The organism is [Clostridium] polysaccharolyticum (genome assembly GCF_900111595.1).
Classification (GTDB): domain Bacteria; phylum Bacillota; class Clostridia; order Lachnospirales; family Lachnospiraceae; genus Clostridium_AI; species Clostridium_AI polysaccharolyticum.
The window spans coordinates 177,968-195,716 of record NZ_FOHN01000005.1; the positions used below are offsets into that span (position 1 = coordinate 177,968).

The window sequence follows — 17,749 nt, forward strand, 5'->3', positions numbered from 1 at the left end:
TCGTGTCCTCCCAAATCATAAAATCAATAAACTTAAAATTGATAATATCATAAAAGCCGAGATATTACAACCTCTTGTATAGCTGTTTCTTAATATACTCTAAATATAGTGCCACAATATTTATGTCTGAACAGCTGTATAACATGCGTGATCCTACAACATCTTCTATTTCATTAAATATCAGCGCACCATTATCCCCAATGATAAAATCAATTCCTGCAAGGCCAAAATCAAACAAGTCTATAATACGTTCCACGATTTCTTTTTCTTCGTCCTCTAGTGTATAAAATTCTGCCTTTCCACCAAGAGAAAAATTAGAACGGAATCCATCTGTTCCTGTACGAAGCACAGCTCCTACAATTTCATTTCCAACAATATAAACACGTAAATCCTGTTTTCTAGAGCTTGCGAAAGGCTGAATTACCACATGGTCATCAAGCTTTTCATATATCGGCATAATCTCCTGCCCTTCTTCCACTAAAAACACCTGTGAACCACCATGGCCTGATACAGATTTTACTACAAATGGTCTTGGGACAGAAGAAATCTTAGACAACAGAAAATTCTTGTGGACAAACTGGCTATCTACCATTGCCACCCCCGTCTTTGCCACATACTGATAAGTCTGTGCCTTGTCATTGCAGACAGATGCCACAAACGAACTATTGAAAACCGGAATATCCATCAATTCTAACTGCCTGCTAAGGAGTGGGTAATTCATCCGGACAATTGCAAAATCAGGTTTTTCTAATTCTTTCCCTTCATACAAAAGGTACCATTCCTCATACTGAACACCAAATTCCATATCTTCAATATACATAAGCTCTATGTCAATGCCTAGCTTCTCCCCTTCCACTTTATGAAACTCAATATATCCTTCATTCCTTTTTGCATCCTCTTTGTTATATAAAATCCAGCCATGTAACTTTTTTTCTTCCATGCCATGCTTCTCCTAAACCATTTTCTTAATATATTCCATAATAAAATCTGCTGTATTTACTCCCGTACAATCAAAAATATTTTTGAAATGTGCATTGGAATTTACCTCACATACCATTGGTTCCTCCTGCTTGCCAAACAAAATATCTACACCAGCAAAATCCAAACCGATGGCCTTCACACTTTTTATTGCTAATGCCTCCTGCTTTGCAGTCCATGTATACGGTTTCATCTTTCCACCATTGGAAATGTTGGCACGAAAATCTCCGTTTTCTGAGTACCGGTACATGCCCGCCACCACCTGTTCCCCAACTACCTGCAAGCGAATATCCCTGCCAAAGCTAGAAGAAATGTACTCCTGAAAAATCACATTCCGTCCCATATGTTTTACTGCTTCTTCTCGGTTATGGCATAGATAAACCTGCTGCCCAAATGATCCGAAACATTCTTTTACTACCATTGGATACCCTAAGCATTCTTCTATCCTTTCAAGAAACCCTGCATCAGGATATCCAATATTTTCATAAGTCATAGGACTAAACCATGTTCGTGGCATAGGAACCTGCGCCTTTTCCAATGCAATATGCGTCAAGGCTTTATCATCACATGCCGCAATGGCATCTGATGAATTAAATACCCGATACCCTCTCCCTTCTAGGACTTTCGCTAATTTAATATCTTTGTCCCAGAACAAGACAAAGGAAACCTCTGGTTCTTTGACAGCCCCCGTCCCAAGACAAGTCATCAATTCCACATTTGTTTTAATTATAACCTGGATTCCTATTCGCTGTCCCGCTTCCACAAACCACTGATACAATTCCTCAAACTTCTCTGTTCTTAAAAAATGATTTACAACCAGATATCCTTTCATCCCATCACTAATCCCTTCCAATCTATCTTGTACACCTAAAAGGATTGCCCCATAGACCAAACTTAATCTATGAGGCAACACAGTATTCTACCTTATTGTTCCTTATACGTATTCATCTATATATTCTTCTAACTGTTCCATAGACATAACAACTTTACGTGGCTTTGTTCCTTCTTCTTCTCCTACAACACCTGCCTCATAAAGCTGATCCATAATCCTGGAAGCACGGTTAAAACCGATTTTAAACACCCGCTGCAGCATTCCAATGGAAGCTTTGTCTTTCTCAATAATAAACTTTGCCGCTTCTACAAAATACTCATCTCTATCGTCAGCTGGACCGCCACCCGAAGTCCCAGAAGATTTTGCCTGAGAAGATATTTTCTCCACAATAGAATTATCATAAGTGGCTGCAGCGTCTCTTGTTAAAAACTCCACAACATCGCTAACTTCCTGATCCGATACAAATGCTCCCTGCACACGGATAGGTTTTGCAAAACCTGCAGGATAGAATAACATATCCCCCTTTCCTAACAGTTTTTCCGCACCCGCACTATCAATAATGGTTCTGGAATCCACAGCAGAGGAAACTGAAAATGCAATTCTGGATGGAATGTTGGCTTTAATAACACCTGTAATGACGTTTACAGACGGTCTCTGGGTTGCAATGACAAGGTGAATTCCCGCAGCACGTGCTAACTGTGCTAATCGGCAGATAGATTCTTCCACTTCCCCAGGAGCAACCATCATAAGATCTGCAAGTTCATCTACAATAATAACAATTTGAGGCATTTTCTTAAACTGTTCCTGATTAAGATCGGCCGTTTTTTCTACCTTCGCATTATATCCTTTTAAATCACGAACACCTAACTGTGCAAATTTCTGATAACGCTCTGTCATCTCAATTACCGCCCAGTTTAAAGCACCAGATGCTTTCTTCGGATCCGTAACGACTGGAACCAGCAAATGCGGAATTCCATTGTATACGCTAAGTTCTACCACTTTCGGATCAATCATAATCAGCTTCACATCATCTGGATGGGCTTCATACAAAATACTCATAATCAGGGTATTGATACATACCGATTTGCCAGAACCCGTAGCACCAGCAATTAATAAATGAGGCATTTTTGCAATATCGGAAACAACCGTTTTCCCTGCAATATCCTTTCCGACTGCAAATGCAATATTAGAACTGTGATTCTGGAATTCGCTGCTTTCAATTAATTCCCGAAGCATAACCGCTGTATTTTCCTTGTTAGGCACTTCAATTCCTACTGCTGCCTTTCCTGGAATTGGTGCTTCAATACGGACATCTGCTGCCGCCAGGTTCAGCTTAATATCATCTGCTAAATTGGTAATTTTACTTACCTTTACCCCTTGTTCCGGGTGTAATTCATATCTGGTAACAGATGGCCCACAGCTGATATTGGATATGGTAACCTTAACACCAAAACTTTCTAATGTCTGATGCAGTTTCCATGCAGTTTCTTTTAATTCCTTCTCCGACATTCCTTTTCCCGTATTCTTTGGTTTCTTTAGCAGATCCACAGCCGGTGTCTGATATGGAATTTCTATAAGCTTGTCTGCCTCAATATCAGGCATATCCATATCCGGTTTTCTTTCTGCTTCCCTTTTCTTCTGTTCTGCTTTCTCAGTAACAGGCTTATTTTCAGCCGTTTTTACTGTTTTTTCCATAGAAGACTGCAGACGTTCAAGATCCGAAGAAGACGGTACATCTTCCTGCTCCACTGCATCATAATTAACTGTTTCAACTGAAGACGACTCTAACGTAATCGTACTCGGTATGGTTTCTTCTAGATATGCCTCTGTACTGTTTCGTTTTCCATCCCTAGAAGATCCAAAGGAATCACTGCTCTCAGACTCTGGTGCCATTTCTTTTAAAGCAGTTTCTTCTGGATTAACCTCTATTGAAGAAACTGGAGCAATTTCATCTGGTACTGCTTCTTTTGGCGTTACTTCGATCATGGATGCTTTCTCTACAACAGTTTCTTTCTGCTTCACTGCCATAGCTGGCTTGAAAACTCCAGCTGATTTTTCCTTTCCTTTTTCAGCTTCTAAAGAAACTGCCTTATTGGAACCAGTTTCTTCTTTTCCTTCAGCCAAGTAACTGGAATTCTGAATTGCCTTTGCAAACGAAGAATTAAATTCTTCTAAATCCGTTTCTAATTTTGCATGAACTGGATTAAATTTATTTTTCAATTCTTCTTCATAAACTGGTATGGATTCTTCACTCTTTGCTGTCTTCTGGGAAACATTCATTGCCGGAATGCCTGATGGCGTAATTTCTGCCATATCAACAGATGTTTTCTTTTTCCCCCTCCGACCAGGCTTTTCTTTCTGAAGCACACCATTTTCATTTCCTGCACTTCCATTCCCAGCATTTTCAGAAGGCTTTGAACCTGATGTTTTCTCCTGTTTTTGCACTGGATCTCTCTCAATGGTAAATGTCTTTGCTTTCCTTTTTACAGGAACTTCTTTACATGCAAAGGCATTTCTTTCGTACTCTTCCCTCTGGACACGTCGGTATTCTTTCATTTCTTGCATTTTCTGATATCCACGTTTTCCCATAGGTGCAAAAAACAGTTTTTCGGTTATGAAAATACAAAGAAGCAGCCCAATTCCTATCAGAATTACAACAGAAGCGATTTCATCGAATACAGAACAAAGCATGCCGCTCAAAAAGCCTCCAACCATGCCTCCGCCTAGTCTGCTTTCCGAAGATGCTTCATAATAAGCCGCAATTTGCGTTCCTTTTTCATATGGTGCATATGCAAGCTGTAAAAGTGCCATTAATATAACCATAAGAACAAAGACGCTAATCAATTTACGTTTTGCTTTTCGGCTTCCTTTGTTGGACAGATAAAAAGCCATTCCTATAAATACACCAGCCGGCAGAAAATAATTCATAAAGCCAAATAGTCCAAAAAATAAGTGGCTGACCCAGACTCCAAACACACCACACATATGAAAATTACTTAGTACAAGCAAAATGCACAATACTAAGGTAAATACAATACTGATCTCATCCTGATACGGCTTTAAGCCTTCATCCTTCTCTGCTTTTCTTTTTCGGGCTGCTGGTTTTCTCCCTTTTTGGTTTGCCATAAAACTCTTTCCTCTTCCTATTATATGTACGGCAAAGCCTGTACAATTCATTTATATTCAAATAAAGACATTCCTATAACCAGATTTCTGTGTAACGGAATTTCTTTAAAAAACAAAGTGTGCGTTCCACACTTTCATGGCAGATGTAGTCTTATATAGTGAAAAATAGATTCAAAGTGTCTTCTGTCGCACACCTTGAACCTATTATATTATACAGGGATTAATTTTTAAATGCAAGCAAAACCACTATTTGTCCGAACATTCTTTCGACTTATTGGCAGCAATCATAGAATGAAGCTTTTTCAATGCTTCCTGAATGCCTCCGACTTCATTGATGATACCTTTCTCCACTGCTTCTCTTCCCACAAGTATAGAACCTATATCTTTTGTCAGCTGTGTTGTATCAAGCATAAGAGCCTTAAAATGCAGATAGTCAATATTGGAATGTGCACATACAAAGTTAATGATCCGATCTTGAATTCTTTCCATATATTCAAAAGACTGTGTTACGCCAATTACCATGCCGGTTACACGGACAGGATGAATGATCATGGTTCCTGTTGGAACGATGAAACTATAATGCGTGGAAGTTGCCAATGGCACACCAATAGAATGGCTCCCGCCTAATACAAGTGAAACGGTAGGTTTACTGATAGACGCAATCATTTCAGCAATAGCAAGCCCCGCTTCTACATCTCCACCAACCGTATTTATTAAGATAAGCACACCGTCCACATCTTTACTATCCTCTATGGCAGCAAGCTGTGGCAAAATATGCTCATACTTAGTAGTCTTACGTGTAGGTGCACTGGTTTCATGGCCTTCAATTTCGCCAATAATCGTAATCAGATGTATTTTATAATCCTGCTGGTTACCGTCTAGCATAACTTGGCCATATTCATTAATTTGTTTATTCTCTAAATCCTGAGCTTCTTTTTCATTCTTCTCATTTCCAGGATTCTCATTGTTTTGTCCCATATATTTTCCTCGTCTTTCTACCGCATATTATGAAATTTAGTATTCCAATAACCACGATAAATATACGAAGTTTTAACGAAGAAAGCCTATCTCATCCTCTGAAATATTTCCAACCAGAGAAACTGATTTTTTCTCCCATTTCAAATATTTTCTGGCAAATTCCTGTACATCCTTGCAAGTTGCTTTATAAATCTCCTCAAGCACTTCATCTATGGTTTTGATGTATCCTTTCATTAGATACGTTTTTCCATTATTATGGATTTTGGATTTCGTGCTTTCATTTCCAATAATTAAATCTGTCTTTAAAAGCTGTTTTGCCTGGGCTAATTCTTTTTCCGTAACTCCATTTTCACAAAACTCCTCAATTACATCCTGCATCTGCGATAATACCGTCTTTAATTTCGCAGGGTTTAAGACAGCATCTATATGAAATAAGCCAGCTTCATCATAAATGCTTTCATAAGAGTAAATGGAATACGTCAGTCCCTCTTCTTCTCTTAATCTTTGGAACAGCCTAGAACTGTCTCCGTCCCCAAGGATGATATTAAGCAGATACAAAATGTATTTCTCATCTGACTGATAAGACACACATTCAAACGCTATATTTAAGTGAACCTGTTCCATGTCCTTTTTTCTGCAGAATACAACTGGTGCATATTCAGGTTTTTGAAGCATAAGAGGCTCTTTACTGTTTTGAAAAGAAGAAAAGTGCAGTTCCAGCTGCTTCATAGTCTCGTCAACATCTGCTTTTCCTGCAATAGATAACACCATTCGGTCCGCAGTGTAAGTCTTTTCCTTAAAGGCAATTAATTCTTCACGAGTAAACCCATTTACCACATCTTTTTCTCCTGAAATGATAAATCCAAGGGCTTCCCCTTTCCAAGCCAGCTTCTGAAGCATTTCATGTACCAGATCTTCCGGAGAATCATCGTACATATCTATTTCTTCCAAGACAACTCCCTTTTCCTTTTCTAATTCGTCAGGTAAAAAGGATGCATGGTTTAGCATATCACCAATCAGCTCAATTGCAGCCGGAAGCTGTTCCTCCAATGTAGTTACATAGAAAGAAGTGCTCTCCTTTTCTGTATATGCATTCATATTCCCGCCGATATATGCCATTTCATCTGCTATCTGCTTCGCTGTACGATTCTTCGTGCTTTTAAAAAGCATATGCTCAATTAAATGAGAAATCCCATTGTTCTCTTTCGTCTCAAATGCTGAACCTGCCTTTATATATACTCCAAATGAAACACTTCTTAAATAGGGTATCTCCTCAAATATGACTGGTATCCCATTAGACAAATTCTTAATTACTACCATTCACTTAAAACCTTTCCTTTGTTTTTCTATTAAAACAAAAAAGGCGGCATTTTCACCAAGGTGAAAAGCCACCATTTTATCTATAGCCAGCCTACTATTTTACATCTTTCATGCTGAAACTGATTCTTCCCATCTTGTCTTTTCCTAAGCATACAACTTTTACAACATCGCCTAATGTTAACACATCTTCTACACGATTGATTCTTTCCTTGGAAATCTTAGAAATGTGAACCATTCCTTCTTTTCCAGGAGCAAATTCCAAAAATGCACCAAATTCTTTGATGGCAATTACTTTCCCTTCAAATACCTGTCCTTCTGCAAAATCAGTTGTAATGATTTCGATTAAACGGATTGCTTCCTCTAGTTTTGCAAGGTCTGTTCCACATACAGATACTGCACCTTCATCCGAGATATCAATTTTAACACCTGTCTGCTCAATGACTGCATTAATTGTTTTACCTCTCTGGCCAACAACATCACCAATCTTCTGAGGGTCGATCTGAATCTGACGGATCTTAGGAGCGAAAGTACCAACTTCTGCTCTTGGAGCACCGATACAAGGAATCATGATTTCATTTAAAATATACATTCTAGCTTCTCTTGTACGGGCAATTGCTTCTTCAATAATCTGTTTTGTCAAGCCATGGATTTTAATATCCATCTGGATTGCTGTAATGCCTTTGTCTGTACCAGCTACTTTAAAGTCCATATCTCCAAAGAAATCTTCAAGGCCTTGAATATCCGTTAATACAAGATAATCATCGTCTGTATCGCCTGTTACAAGACCACAGGAAATACCTGCAACCGGTTTGCGAATTGGAACACCTGCTGCCATAAGTGACATTGTTGATGCACAAATAGAAGCCTGTGATGTAGAACCATTAGATTCAAATGTTTCGGATACAGTCCTGATTGCATAAGGGAATTCCGCTTCACTTGGCAGTACCGGAACCAAAGCACGTTCTGCTAATGCACCGTGACCAATTTCACGGCGTCCTGGTCCTCTGGATGGTTTTGTTTCTCCAACAGAGTAGGAAGGGAAATTGTAGTGGTGCATATATCTCTTAGATGTTTCCAATTCATCTAAACCATCAATTCTCTGTGAATCAGATAATGGTGCAAGAGTTGTAATGGTACAGATCTGAGTCTGCCCTCTGGTAAACATAGCAGAACCGTGAACTCTAGGTACGATATCCACTTCTGCCGCTAATGGACGGATCTGAGTGATTTCACGGCCATCTGGACGTTTGTGATCTTTTAAAATCATCTTACGAACGGTTTTCTTTTCATACTGATAAATAGCTTCGCCTAAAACTGCAAGCCATTCTTCCTTTTCAGCAAATGCTTCTTCCAATTTTTCAGTAATCTTTTTGATGTTTTCTTCTCTATCCTGTTTTACATCAGTGAAAACTGCTTCTTCCATTTCTTCCGGCTTAACGATTTCTTTAATCGCATCGAATAATTCCTGAGGAACTGCACAGCTTTCATACTCATGTTTTTCTTTTCCACATTCTGCAACGATCTGGTTTATAAACCCGATTACTTTCTGGTTTAATTCATGTGCTGCAAAAATAGCTTCTAACATTTTTGCTTCTGGAACTTCGTTAGCACCAGCTTCAATCATAATAACTTTTTCGCTAGTTGATGCAACCGTCAGCTGTAAATCAGAAACAGCCTTCTGTGCATTGCTTGGGTTAAAGATAAATTCCCCATTGATTAAGCCAACCTGTGTTGTTGCACATGGGCCATCAAAAGGAATGTCGGAAATTGCAGTTGCAATTGCAGAGCCTAACATGGCTGTTAATTCCGGACTGCATTCCGGATCTACTGCCATAACCATGTTGTTAAGCGTAACATCGTTACGGTAATCTTTTGGGAACAAAGGCCTCATTGGACGGTCGATAACACGGGAGGTTAAAATCGCATTTTCAGACGCTTTTCCTTCTCTTTTATTGAATCCGCCTGGGATTTTGCCTACAGCGTATAATTTTTCTTCATACTCAACACTTAGTGGAAAGAAATCAATTCCTTCCCTAGGCTTGTCTGATGCAGTAGCTGTTGATAATACTACTGTATCGCCATAGTGCATAAATGCTGCACCATTTGCCTGCTTAGCAACACGGTCTACGTCTACACGTAAAGTTCTGCCCGCAAGTTCCATAGTAAATGTTTTATACATAACATATCTCCTTTAATTTTATTCACCCTTCTGGACGTGATTTTGGGGAGATGCCGAAACAACTGAACAGGTCACTCTGTGATAATGAGCTCTTCAGAAGTCTCGGATACGATCTCGCCCACATTAACTATTCTATTATATCACTAGTGGAAATAATTTTCCACAAATAATTTTATTTATTTTGTATAAAGCAAAAAAAGAAAAGACCACCGTATCTCTACGGCAGCCTCTATGAAAATTATTTTCTGATGTTAAGTCTTTTAATTAACTCACGGTATCTTTCGATATCTTTTTTCATTAGGTAGTCAAGAAGACCTCTTCTTTTACCAACCATTTTTAAAAGACCTCTTCTTGAGTGGTGGTCTTTGTGGTTCGCTTGTAAATGTCCTGTCAACTCATTGATTCTGTAAGTTAATAAAGCGATCTGTACTTCTGGCGAACCTGTATCACCAGAAGTCCTAGCATATTCTTTCATAATCTGCTGTTTCTTTTCTGAACGTAACATAATGTAAGCCTCCTATCATTTTATTATGCCCAGACACCAAGGAACGGCCGGAGTTTTCCTGTTTCTTAGCAGCGGATACTAATAGTTTATCCAATAAGCCATCAGGTCATACGATCGTGACCTGTAAAATTGCGAAATCCAACAACAGAATTCATTTACCACTTATCCAAATTTGTTCTATGATAAACAAAAGCATACATTACTTCACAAACACTGTACCAGCAGCAACGTATCCATCCAGTCCTTTTTCTAACACAAGCTGTCCTTTTTTCTCGCCTTGCTTTAACGTAATACTCTTGATTGCTTCGTCAGAAAGTTTAGATGCATTCTCTGTCAAAGCCAGATTAACCACATTTTCTTCTGTTATGGCATAGTCTCCTTTAAAATAATTACTCATGCCAAGATTAAACTGATATGTATTATCTTCCAGAAGCGATAAAGAAACCGGATAAGCTGGATCAGCTGATTCTTCTGCTCTGTATGTCCCTGTATGCTCACTTCGTACATCCTTCTCCTTTTTTTTACATCCTGCCAAAGAACAGCAAAGTGCCATAATACACAATATCGCCACTATTCTCTTTCTTTGTTTTTTCATTTCTGTACACCTCCACATCCCATTATATCTCACTTCTTGCAAGTGTGCAAAGAAGCTTTTGCAGTCTGTATAATAAATCAGAAAAAAACTGCCACAAAGCCAAAAACCTGTGACAGCAAAATAACATCTCCAATATTATTTTCTTAAACCTAATTTTTCAATTAAGGCACGATATCTGTTGATATCTTTTTTCTTTAAATAAGCAAGAAGACCACGTCTTTGACCTACCATTTTAAGAAGACCTCTCCTTGAGTGATGATCTTTGTGATTCTCTTTAAGATGAGCTGTTAATGTGTTGATTCTCTCTGTTAATAAAGCAACCTGTACTTCTGGTGAACCTGTGTCATTAGCACCTCTGCCAAATTCGGCAATAATTTCCTGTTTCTTTTCTGAACTTGTCATATTGTTATATCCTCCTTTATTATATCACCTAATGCTAAGGAAACGGTCGGAGTCTTCCGTAATCTGAGCATTGGTTCTGCTGATTTTATCAACTGTTTTATCATACCATGATTTCCGTAGGTTGTAAAGCAAAAAATACCTGCTTTCTTATACATACTTTTACAATAAGAAGGCAGGCATTTTCTAATTTTTATAAATCCTTAGTGAATTGCGGTTACTTCATAATCCTGATCTTCTACTGTCTTTTTTAATACCTCATCTGCAACTGAAGCATCCAGTTTTATTACTGCTGTTCCAGATTCATGGCTTACAGCCGCTTCTTTTACTTCAGGAAGGGCTTCTAAACATTTTTTCACTCTAGCCTCACAGTGTCCACACATCATACCTTTGATTTCCATTGTCTTTTCCATCTTTTTTTTCTCCTTCTTCCTTTTTGAAATTCCTTTTTTATCTTTTTTTGCATGATATAAGGCAAAGAAATTAAGCCTTAATGCATTGCTTACTACACACACACTGGACAGACTCATAGCAGCTGCACCAAACATCGGATTCAGTTTCCATCCAAACAGCGGATACCAGATACCTGCTGCCAGAGGAATGCCAATTACATTATAAATAAATGCCCAGAAAAGATTTTCACGAATGTTTCTAAGGGTTGCCTGGCTTAAGCGAATAGCAGCTGGCACATCACTTAAGCGGCTCTTCATTAATACTACCTCTGCCGCATCTATTGCTATATCAGTACCTGCACCGATTGCAATTCCTATATCGGCACGGGTAAGAGCTGGTGCATCGTTAATTCCATCCCCTACCATTGTTACATTTCCCTGTTTCTTTAAATCACGGATAACAGATTCTTTTCCATCAGGAAGCACGCCTGCGATAACTTCATCAACTCCCGCTTCCTCTCCCACAGCCTTCGCCGTTTTTTCATTATCTCCAGTCAGCATAATAACACGGATTCCCAGATCCTTTAACTCCTGTATCGCCTTAGAACTGTCTTCTTTTAACACATCGGCAACTGCAATAATGCCCATAAACTGTCCGTCACAGCTAAAATATAAAGGTGTTTTTCCCTGCTTTGCCAGATTTTCTGCCTGTTCTGCATATTGAGGCCCGATCTGGCATTGCTCCATCATAAATTTATAATTTCCACCTGCAAGCTTGCTGCCCTGATAAGTTCCAGTCAACCCATTGCCAGCTACTGCAGCAAAATCTTCCACGGGCTGGATGTCTAATGCCTGTTCTTCTCCAAGAGCAAGAATTGCTCTTGCTAGAGGATGTTCACTTTTTTGTTCTAACACAAATGCAAGTTTTACAAGCTGCTCTTTTGTTACCCCTTCCACTGGATAAATATCGGTTACATGTGGTTCTCCACAAGTAATGGTTCCTGTCTTGTCCAATGCAATAATCTTTGTTTTGCCTGCCTGCTCCAGCGATTCTGCTGTCTTAAACATAATTCCATGTTTCGCACCCATTCCATTGCCAACCATAATTGCCACAGGTGTTGCAAGTCCTAATGCACATGGGCAGCTGATAACCAGTACAGAGATTCCTCTCGCCAATGCAAATCCTATGGTCTGCCCTGCCAAAAGCCATCCCACTATTGTTACCACCGCTATTGCAATTACAGCAGGGACAAATACTCCAGATACTTTGTCCGCAACCTTGGCAATAGGAGCTTTTGTAGAAGCAGCATCACTAACCATTTGAATAATTTGAGACAAAGCAGTATCTTCCCCTACACGTGTCGCTTCGCAAATCAGATATCCCGACTGGTTCAATGTTGCCGCCGACACAGTGTCTCCTGGTTCCTTGTCTACCGGAATGCTTTCCCCTGTCAAAGCCGATTCATTAACAGCACTGCTTCCTTCTAAAACAATACCATCTACAGGAATTGTCTCTCCTGGATGAACTACAAAATGATCGCCCATCCGGACTTCTTCCACTCTGGCCTGTACATTTGCTCCGTCACGAACTAAGGTTGCCGTCTTTGGTGCCAGTTTCATAAGACTTTTTAATGCATCAGTAGTTTTTCCTTTGGAAAGGGCTTCTAGCATTTTTCCAAAAGTGATTAGTGTCAGGATCATAGCTGCCGATTCAAAATAGAATTCGTGCATATAATGCATAACCGCTTCTGCATTTCCCCTCACTTGTGCATCAGTCATGGCAAATAGTGCAAATACACTATATCCATAAGAAGCTCCTGCACCTAACGCCACAAGGGTATCCATATTAGGAGATTTATGCACAAGTCCTCTCCATCCACTTATAAAAAACTTCTGGTTAATGACTAATACTATTGTGGTAAAAAGAAACTGTACAAGTCCCATAGCAATGTGGTTCTCCTTAAAAAATGCAGGCACTGGCCAGTTCCACATCCTATGTCCCATTGAAAAATACATCAGTGGAAGCAAAAAACTTAAAGATGCTATAAGACGTTTTTTCATAACTGGCGTTTCTGTATCTTTAAGAGCATCTTCCTGCTGGTTCTGTCTGCCAGCTTGCGTATTTTGTCCATGGCTTCCTTTTTCTTTTTGGAAAGCACCATACCCCGCCTCTTTTACTGCTTTTATAACTTCATCTGAAGAAACCTCACCTTCTACTCCCATAGAATTAGTAAGCAAGCTGACACTGCAGCTTGTTACCCCTGGAACCTTCAAAACTGCTTTTTCCACTCTGGCACTACATGCTGCACAGCTCATTCCTGTCACATTGTATTGTTCCATAGAGACCTCCTATTTCATTAGTCTTTGTAGCGTATTGACCAATTCATCAATTACTTCATCATTTCCCTGGCGGATATTATCTGCAACACATGTATGAATATGGTTTTCTAACAGTTTTTTATTAAAACTATTAAGGGCGGCACTTACTGCTGCTACTTGAACCATAATGTCGGTACAGTAAGCATCTTTTTCCACCATTCCCTGTATTCCTCGAACTTGTCCTTCTATTCGTTTTAAACGGTTTATTAAATCTTTATATTCTTTCTCCGAACGCAGCTTATGTTTCCTAGTACAACCACATTCCTGCACCTGTTTTTCCTGTTCCATAGTGACCTCCCAATTTGGAATGTTTTATACCCCCTTGGGGTATGTATTTAATATTATACCCTAGAGGGGTATTTGTCAATTTACTTTTTCCGGTATTTTTTATCCGTATATCACTAACATTAAGGAAGGACTCCCAGAGGACTTTCTTATAAAGTAAAAAAGCCCCCTGCCAGTGGATATCTCTAAACCACTGATAGGGGCTTTTCTCTAGAATGTGCGGTATTTTTACCAGCCCATAACTGCTTTCATATAAGCAGATAATTTTGTTGCTGCTTTTGTATTTGTCTTGTCAGATGGATGCCAGTCTACACAGATTCCATCGCTCATCTGCTGTGAATCGAATTCCATTGCAGTTACGTTTTTATCACCAGTCTGTGCTGTGTATTTCGCTACTGCCTGTTCAATCTGTGGATACAAATCATTTCCCATAATACCTAACGTACAGAAAATCGTTGCGTCTGGATTTTTCTCACGGATTTGTTTGATGAAGTCTACATATCCTGCTACAAATTCTAATTCACGAGCTGCATCATGTGCCACATAAGAAGAATCATTGGTTCCTAAATTGATAACAACCGCATCTGGCTGGAATTTAGAGAAATCCCATTCCACTTTTGCCGGGCTCGTCCAGTCACCAAATGCAGCCCATGAGTAAGCTAATTTGTCATAGTATTTTGGCATTACATTTTCATCATTTTTAGAACCAGCTCCTGTGTAGTTGGAGATTACGCCAATACCGCTTACCGATACTACACTGTAATCTGCATCTAACATCTGAGCTGTTTTATAAGCATATGTTTTGCTGCCATCTTCTGTGGAGTTTTTAAATCCACCATTGATGTTCTCATCGTCAATTCCATAACCACATGTAATGGAGTCCCCAATAAACTCGATTTTGTGTGCTTTGGCTTTGGCTGGTGCAATACCATTTTGAGATGTAACGGTAATATCACCGATACCAACTGTTCCTGCCTGTGACTCAGATAATTTAATTACTTTTACAGTTACTTTAGCAACTGCTCCATTATAGAATTCAAATGTTTTGGCTGCTTCATCTAACATTTCATCTGCAAATAATTTATCATTTACATAGATTGCAAATCTTGCCTGATTGTTTGGCTGACTTCCTGTTGCAAGAAAATCCCCAAGAATTGTAATGCTTCCTTTTGAACCTGTGAAAGTAAATTCAATCCCAGATGCTGTATTCGCAAGCCATCTTTCATTTGTACCACTTAAGTAGGTTCTTCCGATTACTTTTACATTGGATTCCGTCGCACGGAATGTTTTCTTTGTTAATGTTCCAGCAGCTGGTGTTTCAGAAACTGCTGGTGCTTTGCTTGGTTCTGCAGAAACCACTGGTGTCTTGGAAACCACTGGTGCTTTACTTGGTTCTTGGCTTGGTGTTTCAGAAACTGCTGGTGCATTTTTTCCTGTTACATAACCAAAAGACTTTACTACTACATTTCCATTTTGTGTCTGTAAATAAATTCTATCTAATAAATTATAAGAGGTACCATAAGAAGCAGTTACTGTCTGATAATCGAAAATAGCTGTATAACTGCCATCTTGGTTTGTATCAATTTTACCTGGTGTTACAATTGCCCATCCGCTGCCACCTGTCCAGCTTTGGAAAATAGCCTGCAGGCAATCCTTTGTTCCTGTGTAAGTAACTGCAAAATAACCATCTTCTGTGATTACAGCAGGATCAAAATTTCCACCATTTTTCTTTGTAGATACTTCTGCTGCTGACTGCCATGCACTCACTTCTTTAGAACCGTTAAAAAATACGATGCCTTCCTTTTCTTGTGCAGGTGCTTTTGAAACTGCTGGTGCTTCAGATACTACAGGTGCCTTAGATTTTACTGGCTCTACAGATACCACTGGTTCTTCGGATATCACTGGTGCCTCAGATTTTACTGGCTCTACAGATACCACCGGTTCTTCGGATATCACTGGTGCCTCAGATTTTACTGGCTCTACAGATACCACCGGTTCTTCGGATATCACTGGTGCCTCAGATTTTACTGGTTCAGCACCACCTGTTACATAATCAAATGATTTCAAAACCATTGCGCCGCCAATTGTTTTTACATATAAACGGTCTAATGCATCGAATTTTTCACCATATGCCAAAACGATATCGTCGTATGTAAAAACTGCTACATAATTGCCAGCTTCATTTACTATGCTGTTGGATGCTTTTACTTCTGCCCATCCTGCCCCGCCTGACCAGCTTTGGAAAATTAATTCGAATTTATCTTTTGTTCCTGTATACTCAGCTGTAAAATAACCATCTTTTGTGATCATGGAAGCATCTAATGTTCCACCATCTTTTTTTGTTGTAAGAGAAATGACATCTGCCCAGTCACTTGCAGATTCAGAACCTTGGAATAAGTTTACAATTCCTTCTGGAGCTTGGGAAACAATTACTGGTTCCTCTGTTACAATTGCAATCGTTGGATTAACCGTAACAGCTGGTTCCTCTATTACTGGTGTATTACCAGAAAATACAGAGCAGACTTTGGACGTTTCTTTTAAGCCATTTGCTCCGTTGACGATTTCATCTCCCCAGTCCGATAATCTGTTACCTGCCCAGTCATTTGCTAAGTCTAAATATTCAACACCGCCACTGTTTCCTTTCCAGGACCATGCCATATATCCGATGCCTTTTTCCTGGCAGTAGCTCATAATCGTTTCTTCTGCAACATCTCCATCGGTATGTTTCCATCCAAATTCACCGATAACCTGGCATAAACCTGTTTTTGCTACAGAGTCAATATTATTCTTTACCATAGAAGCAGAACCACCTGCATACTCATACATATGAGTAGAGAACATGGTGTTTCCTAAAGGATCGGCTGCAAATACAGCTTTTCCATTATCAGCAATTGATTTTGGATACTGTCCCCATCCTGCTGCATCTACCATAATCGTATTTTTGATGCCTGCATTACGCAATTCTTTGATTGCTTCGATATATCCTGATTTCCAAGTGGAAGATTCCCATGGGCCATCCCACTCATTTGCAATGTTTACAATTACATATGCTTCATTTCCAATTAAAGCATCTTTGATTTCCACAAAATAATCTGCTGCCTGCAGCAATTCTTTCGCTGTTTCTTTTCCAGTTGCATCATGTACTTCTAATACCGCAATCATCTTATTCTCTTTACACTGTCTGATTAAGCTTTTAACAGAACTTAAACTGTCTTTGTTCCATTGCACACCGTTGGATAATACAAGTCTTATGGTGTTCGCTCCAGTCTTTGCCATTGCATCAATAGCGGTAACCGACTGGTCTTTGTACCATGTGTGTGCATGATTAATACCACGGATAATAAAAGGATTTCCATTGGCATCTAATAATCTTGATCCGCTTACATGAAATCCATATGTAGAATCGGCTGCTGCTTTTACATTTACATACATATTACTTGGTGCTAATGTAAGAACCATAGCTACAACAAGTATGTAAGCCCATATTTTTTTTATTCCCTTCATGAACATACCTCCATTTTTTTATATTAGAGATAGTATATCACGAAGGGAAGGAAATTTCGCACTTTTCACTCAACATGTAGCACAAAAGCACTTAACATGACCGTTTATATTAATCAAACATTGCCTTTATCGTAAACTTCCTTACCAACTTAATATTTTAGCTATTTTAAGTTAATTATTTTTAATAAGAACTGAACCATCTGTTTGTGCACCAGTTCACTTACATAATATACAGCAGAAAAAAGGACAGCAGTTCCTACTGCTAGTCCTGATTTTT

12 protein-coding genes are annotated in these 17,749 nt (G+C 39.2%); all 12 read right to left on the reverse strand.

Features of this window, described 5'->3' with window-relative positions; genetic code table 11:
• Positions 1–64 precede the first annotated feature (64 nt).
• The 12 genes from BMY85_RS04985 to BMY85_RS05040 all read right to left on the reverse strand — a co-directional run bounded on the left by BMY85_RS04985 (position 65) and on the right by BMY85_RS05040 (position 17,472).
• Positions 65–940, reverse strand: a complete 876-nt coding sequence (locus tag BMY85_RS04985) for an ATP-grasp domain-containing protein (protein WP_092477091.1) — start codon at positions 938–940, stop codon at positions 65–67.
• A 12-nt stretch (positions 941–952) separates the two neighbouring features.
• The gene (locus BMY85_RS04990) at positions 953–1,831 is read right to left on the reverse strand and encodes an ATP-grasp domain-containing protein (protein ID WP_242939677.1); all 879 of its coding nucleotides are present in this window, start codon (positions 1,829–1,831) and stop codon (positions 953–955) included.
• Positions 1,832–1,912: 81 nt separating this feature from the next.
• On the reverse strand, positions 1,913–4,936 hold the full coding sequence (locus BMY85_RS04995) for an FtsK/SpoIIIE family DNA translocase (RefSeq protein WP_242939678.1): 3,024 nt from the start codon (positions 4,934–4,936) through the stop codon (positions 1,913–1,915).
• Between the two features lie 246 nt (positions 4,937–5,182).
• The gene (locus BMY85_RS05000) at positions 5,183–5,914 is read right to left on the reverse strand and encodes a ClpP family protease (RefSeq protein WP_092477093.1); all 732 of its coding nucleotides are present in this window, start codon (positions 5,912–5,914) and stop codon (positions 5,183–5,185) included.
• A gap of 72 nt (positions 5,915–5,986) precedes the next feature.
• Positions 5,987–7,234, reverse strand: a complete 1,248-nt coding sequence (locus tag BMY85_RS05005; protein ID WP_092477095.1) for a M16 family metallopeptidase — start codon at positions 7,232–7,234, stop codon at positions 5,987–5,989.
• A gap of 94 nt (positions 7,235–7,328) precedes the next feature.
• Positions 7,329–9,413 carry a polyribonucleotide nucleotidyltransferase gene (locus BMY85_RS05010; protein WP_092477097.1) on the reverse strand — a complete coding sequence of 695 codons (2,085 nt, stop codon included), beginning with the start codon at positions 9,411–9,413 and terminating at the stop codon, positions 7,329–7,331.
• A 238-nt stretch (positions 9,414–9,651) separates the two neighbouring features.
• The gene (gene rpsO, locus BMY85_RS05015) at positions 9,652–9,918 is read right to left on the reverse strand and encodes a 30S ribosomal protein S15 (RefSeq protein WP_092477099.1); all 267 of its coding nucleotides are present in this window, start codon (positions 9,916–9,918) and stop codon (positions 9,652–9,654) included.
• A gap of 199 nt (positions 9,919–10,117) precedes the next feature.
• Entirely contained in the window at positions 10,118–10,513 is a 396-nt protein-coding gene (locus BMY85_RS05020) for a hypothetical protein (protein ID WP_092477101.1), read from the reverse strand.
• 135 nt (positions 10,514–10,648) lie between these two features.
• The gene (rpsO, locus tag BMY85_RS05025) at positions 10,649–10,915 is read right to left on the reverse strand and encodes a 30S ribosomal protein S15 (protein ID WP_092477103.1); all 267 of its coding nucleotides are present in this window, start codon (positions 10,913–10,915) and stop codon (positions 10,649–10,651) included.
• A 200-nt stretch (positions 10,916–11,115) separates the two neighbouring features.
• Entirely contained in the window at positions 11,116–13,644 is a 2,529-nt protein-coding gene (locus BMY85_RS05030; protein ID WP_092477105.1) for a heavy metal translocating P-type ATPase, read from the reverse strand.
• Positions 13,645–13,653: 9 nt separating this feature from the next.
• On the reverse strand, positions 13,654–13,971 hold the full coding sequence (locus BMY85_RS05035) for a metal-sensing transcriptional repressor (RefSeq protein WP_092477107.1): 318 nt from the start codon (positions 13,969–13,971) through the stop codon (positions 13,654–13,656).
• 225 nt (positions 13,972–14,196) lie between these two features.
• On the reverse strand, positions 14,197–17,472 hold the full coding sequence (locus tag BMY85_RS05040; protein ID WP_242939679.1) for a cellulase family glycosylhydrolase: 3,276 nt from the start codon (positions 17,470–17,472) through the stop codon (positions 14,197–14,199).
• Positions 17,473–17,749 lie beyond the last annotated feature (277 nt).

Excerpts from the sequence above, each read along its gene's own strand:
- BMY85_RS04985 (WP_092477091.1), bottom strand. The coding sequence starts at position 940 with ATGGAAGAAAAAAAGTTACATGGCTGGATTTTATATAACAAAGAGGAT.
- BMY85_RS04995 (WP_242939678.1), bottom strand. The coding sequence starts at position 4,936 with ATGGCAAACCAAAAAGGGAGAAAACCAGCAGCCCGAAAAAGAAAAGCA.
- BMY85_RS05000 (WP_092477093.1), bottom strand. The coding sequence starts at position 5,914 with ATGGGACAAAACAATGAGAATCCTGGAAATGAGAAGAATGAAAAAGAA.
- BMY85_RS05005 (WP_092477095.1), bottom strand. The coding sequence starts at position 7,234 with ATGGTAGTAATTAAGAATTTGTCTAATGGGATACCAGTCATATTTGAG.
- BMY85_RS05010 (WP_092477097.1), bottom strand. The coding sequence starts at position 9,413 with ATGTATAAAACATTTACTATGGAACTTGCGGGCAGAACTTTACGTGTA.
- rpsO (WP_092477099.1), bottom strand. The coding sequence starts at position 9,918 with ATGTTACGTTCAGAAAAGAAACAGCAGATTATGAAAGAATATGCTAGG.
- BMY85_RS05020 (WP_092477101.1), bottom strand. The coding sequence starts at position 10,513 with ATGAAAAAACAAAGAAAGAGAATAGTGGCGATATTGTGTATTATGGCA.
- rpsO (WP_092477103.1), bottom strand. The coding sequence starts at position 10,915 with ATGACAAGTTCAGAAAAGAAACAGGAAATTATTGCCGAATTTGGCAGA.
- BMY85_RS05030 (WP_092477105.1), bottom strand. The coding sequence starts at position 13,644 with ATGGAACAATACAATGTGACAGGAATGAGCTGTGCAGCATGTAGTGCC.
- BMY85_RS05035 (WP_092477107.1), bottom strand. The coding sequence starts at position 13,971 with ATGGAACAGGAAAAACAGGTGCAGGAATGTGGTTGTACTAGGAAACAT.
- BMY85_RS05040 (WP_242939679.1), bottom strand. The coding sequence starts at position 17,472 with ATGAAGGGAATAAAAAAAATATGGGCTTACATACTTGTTGTAGCTATG.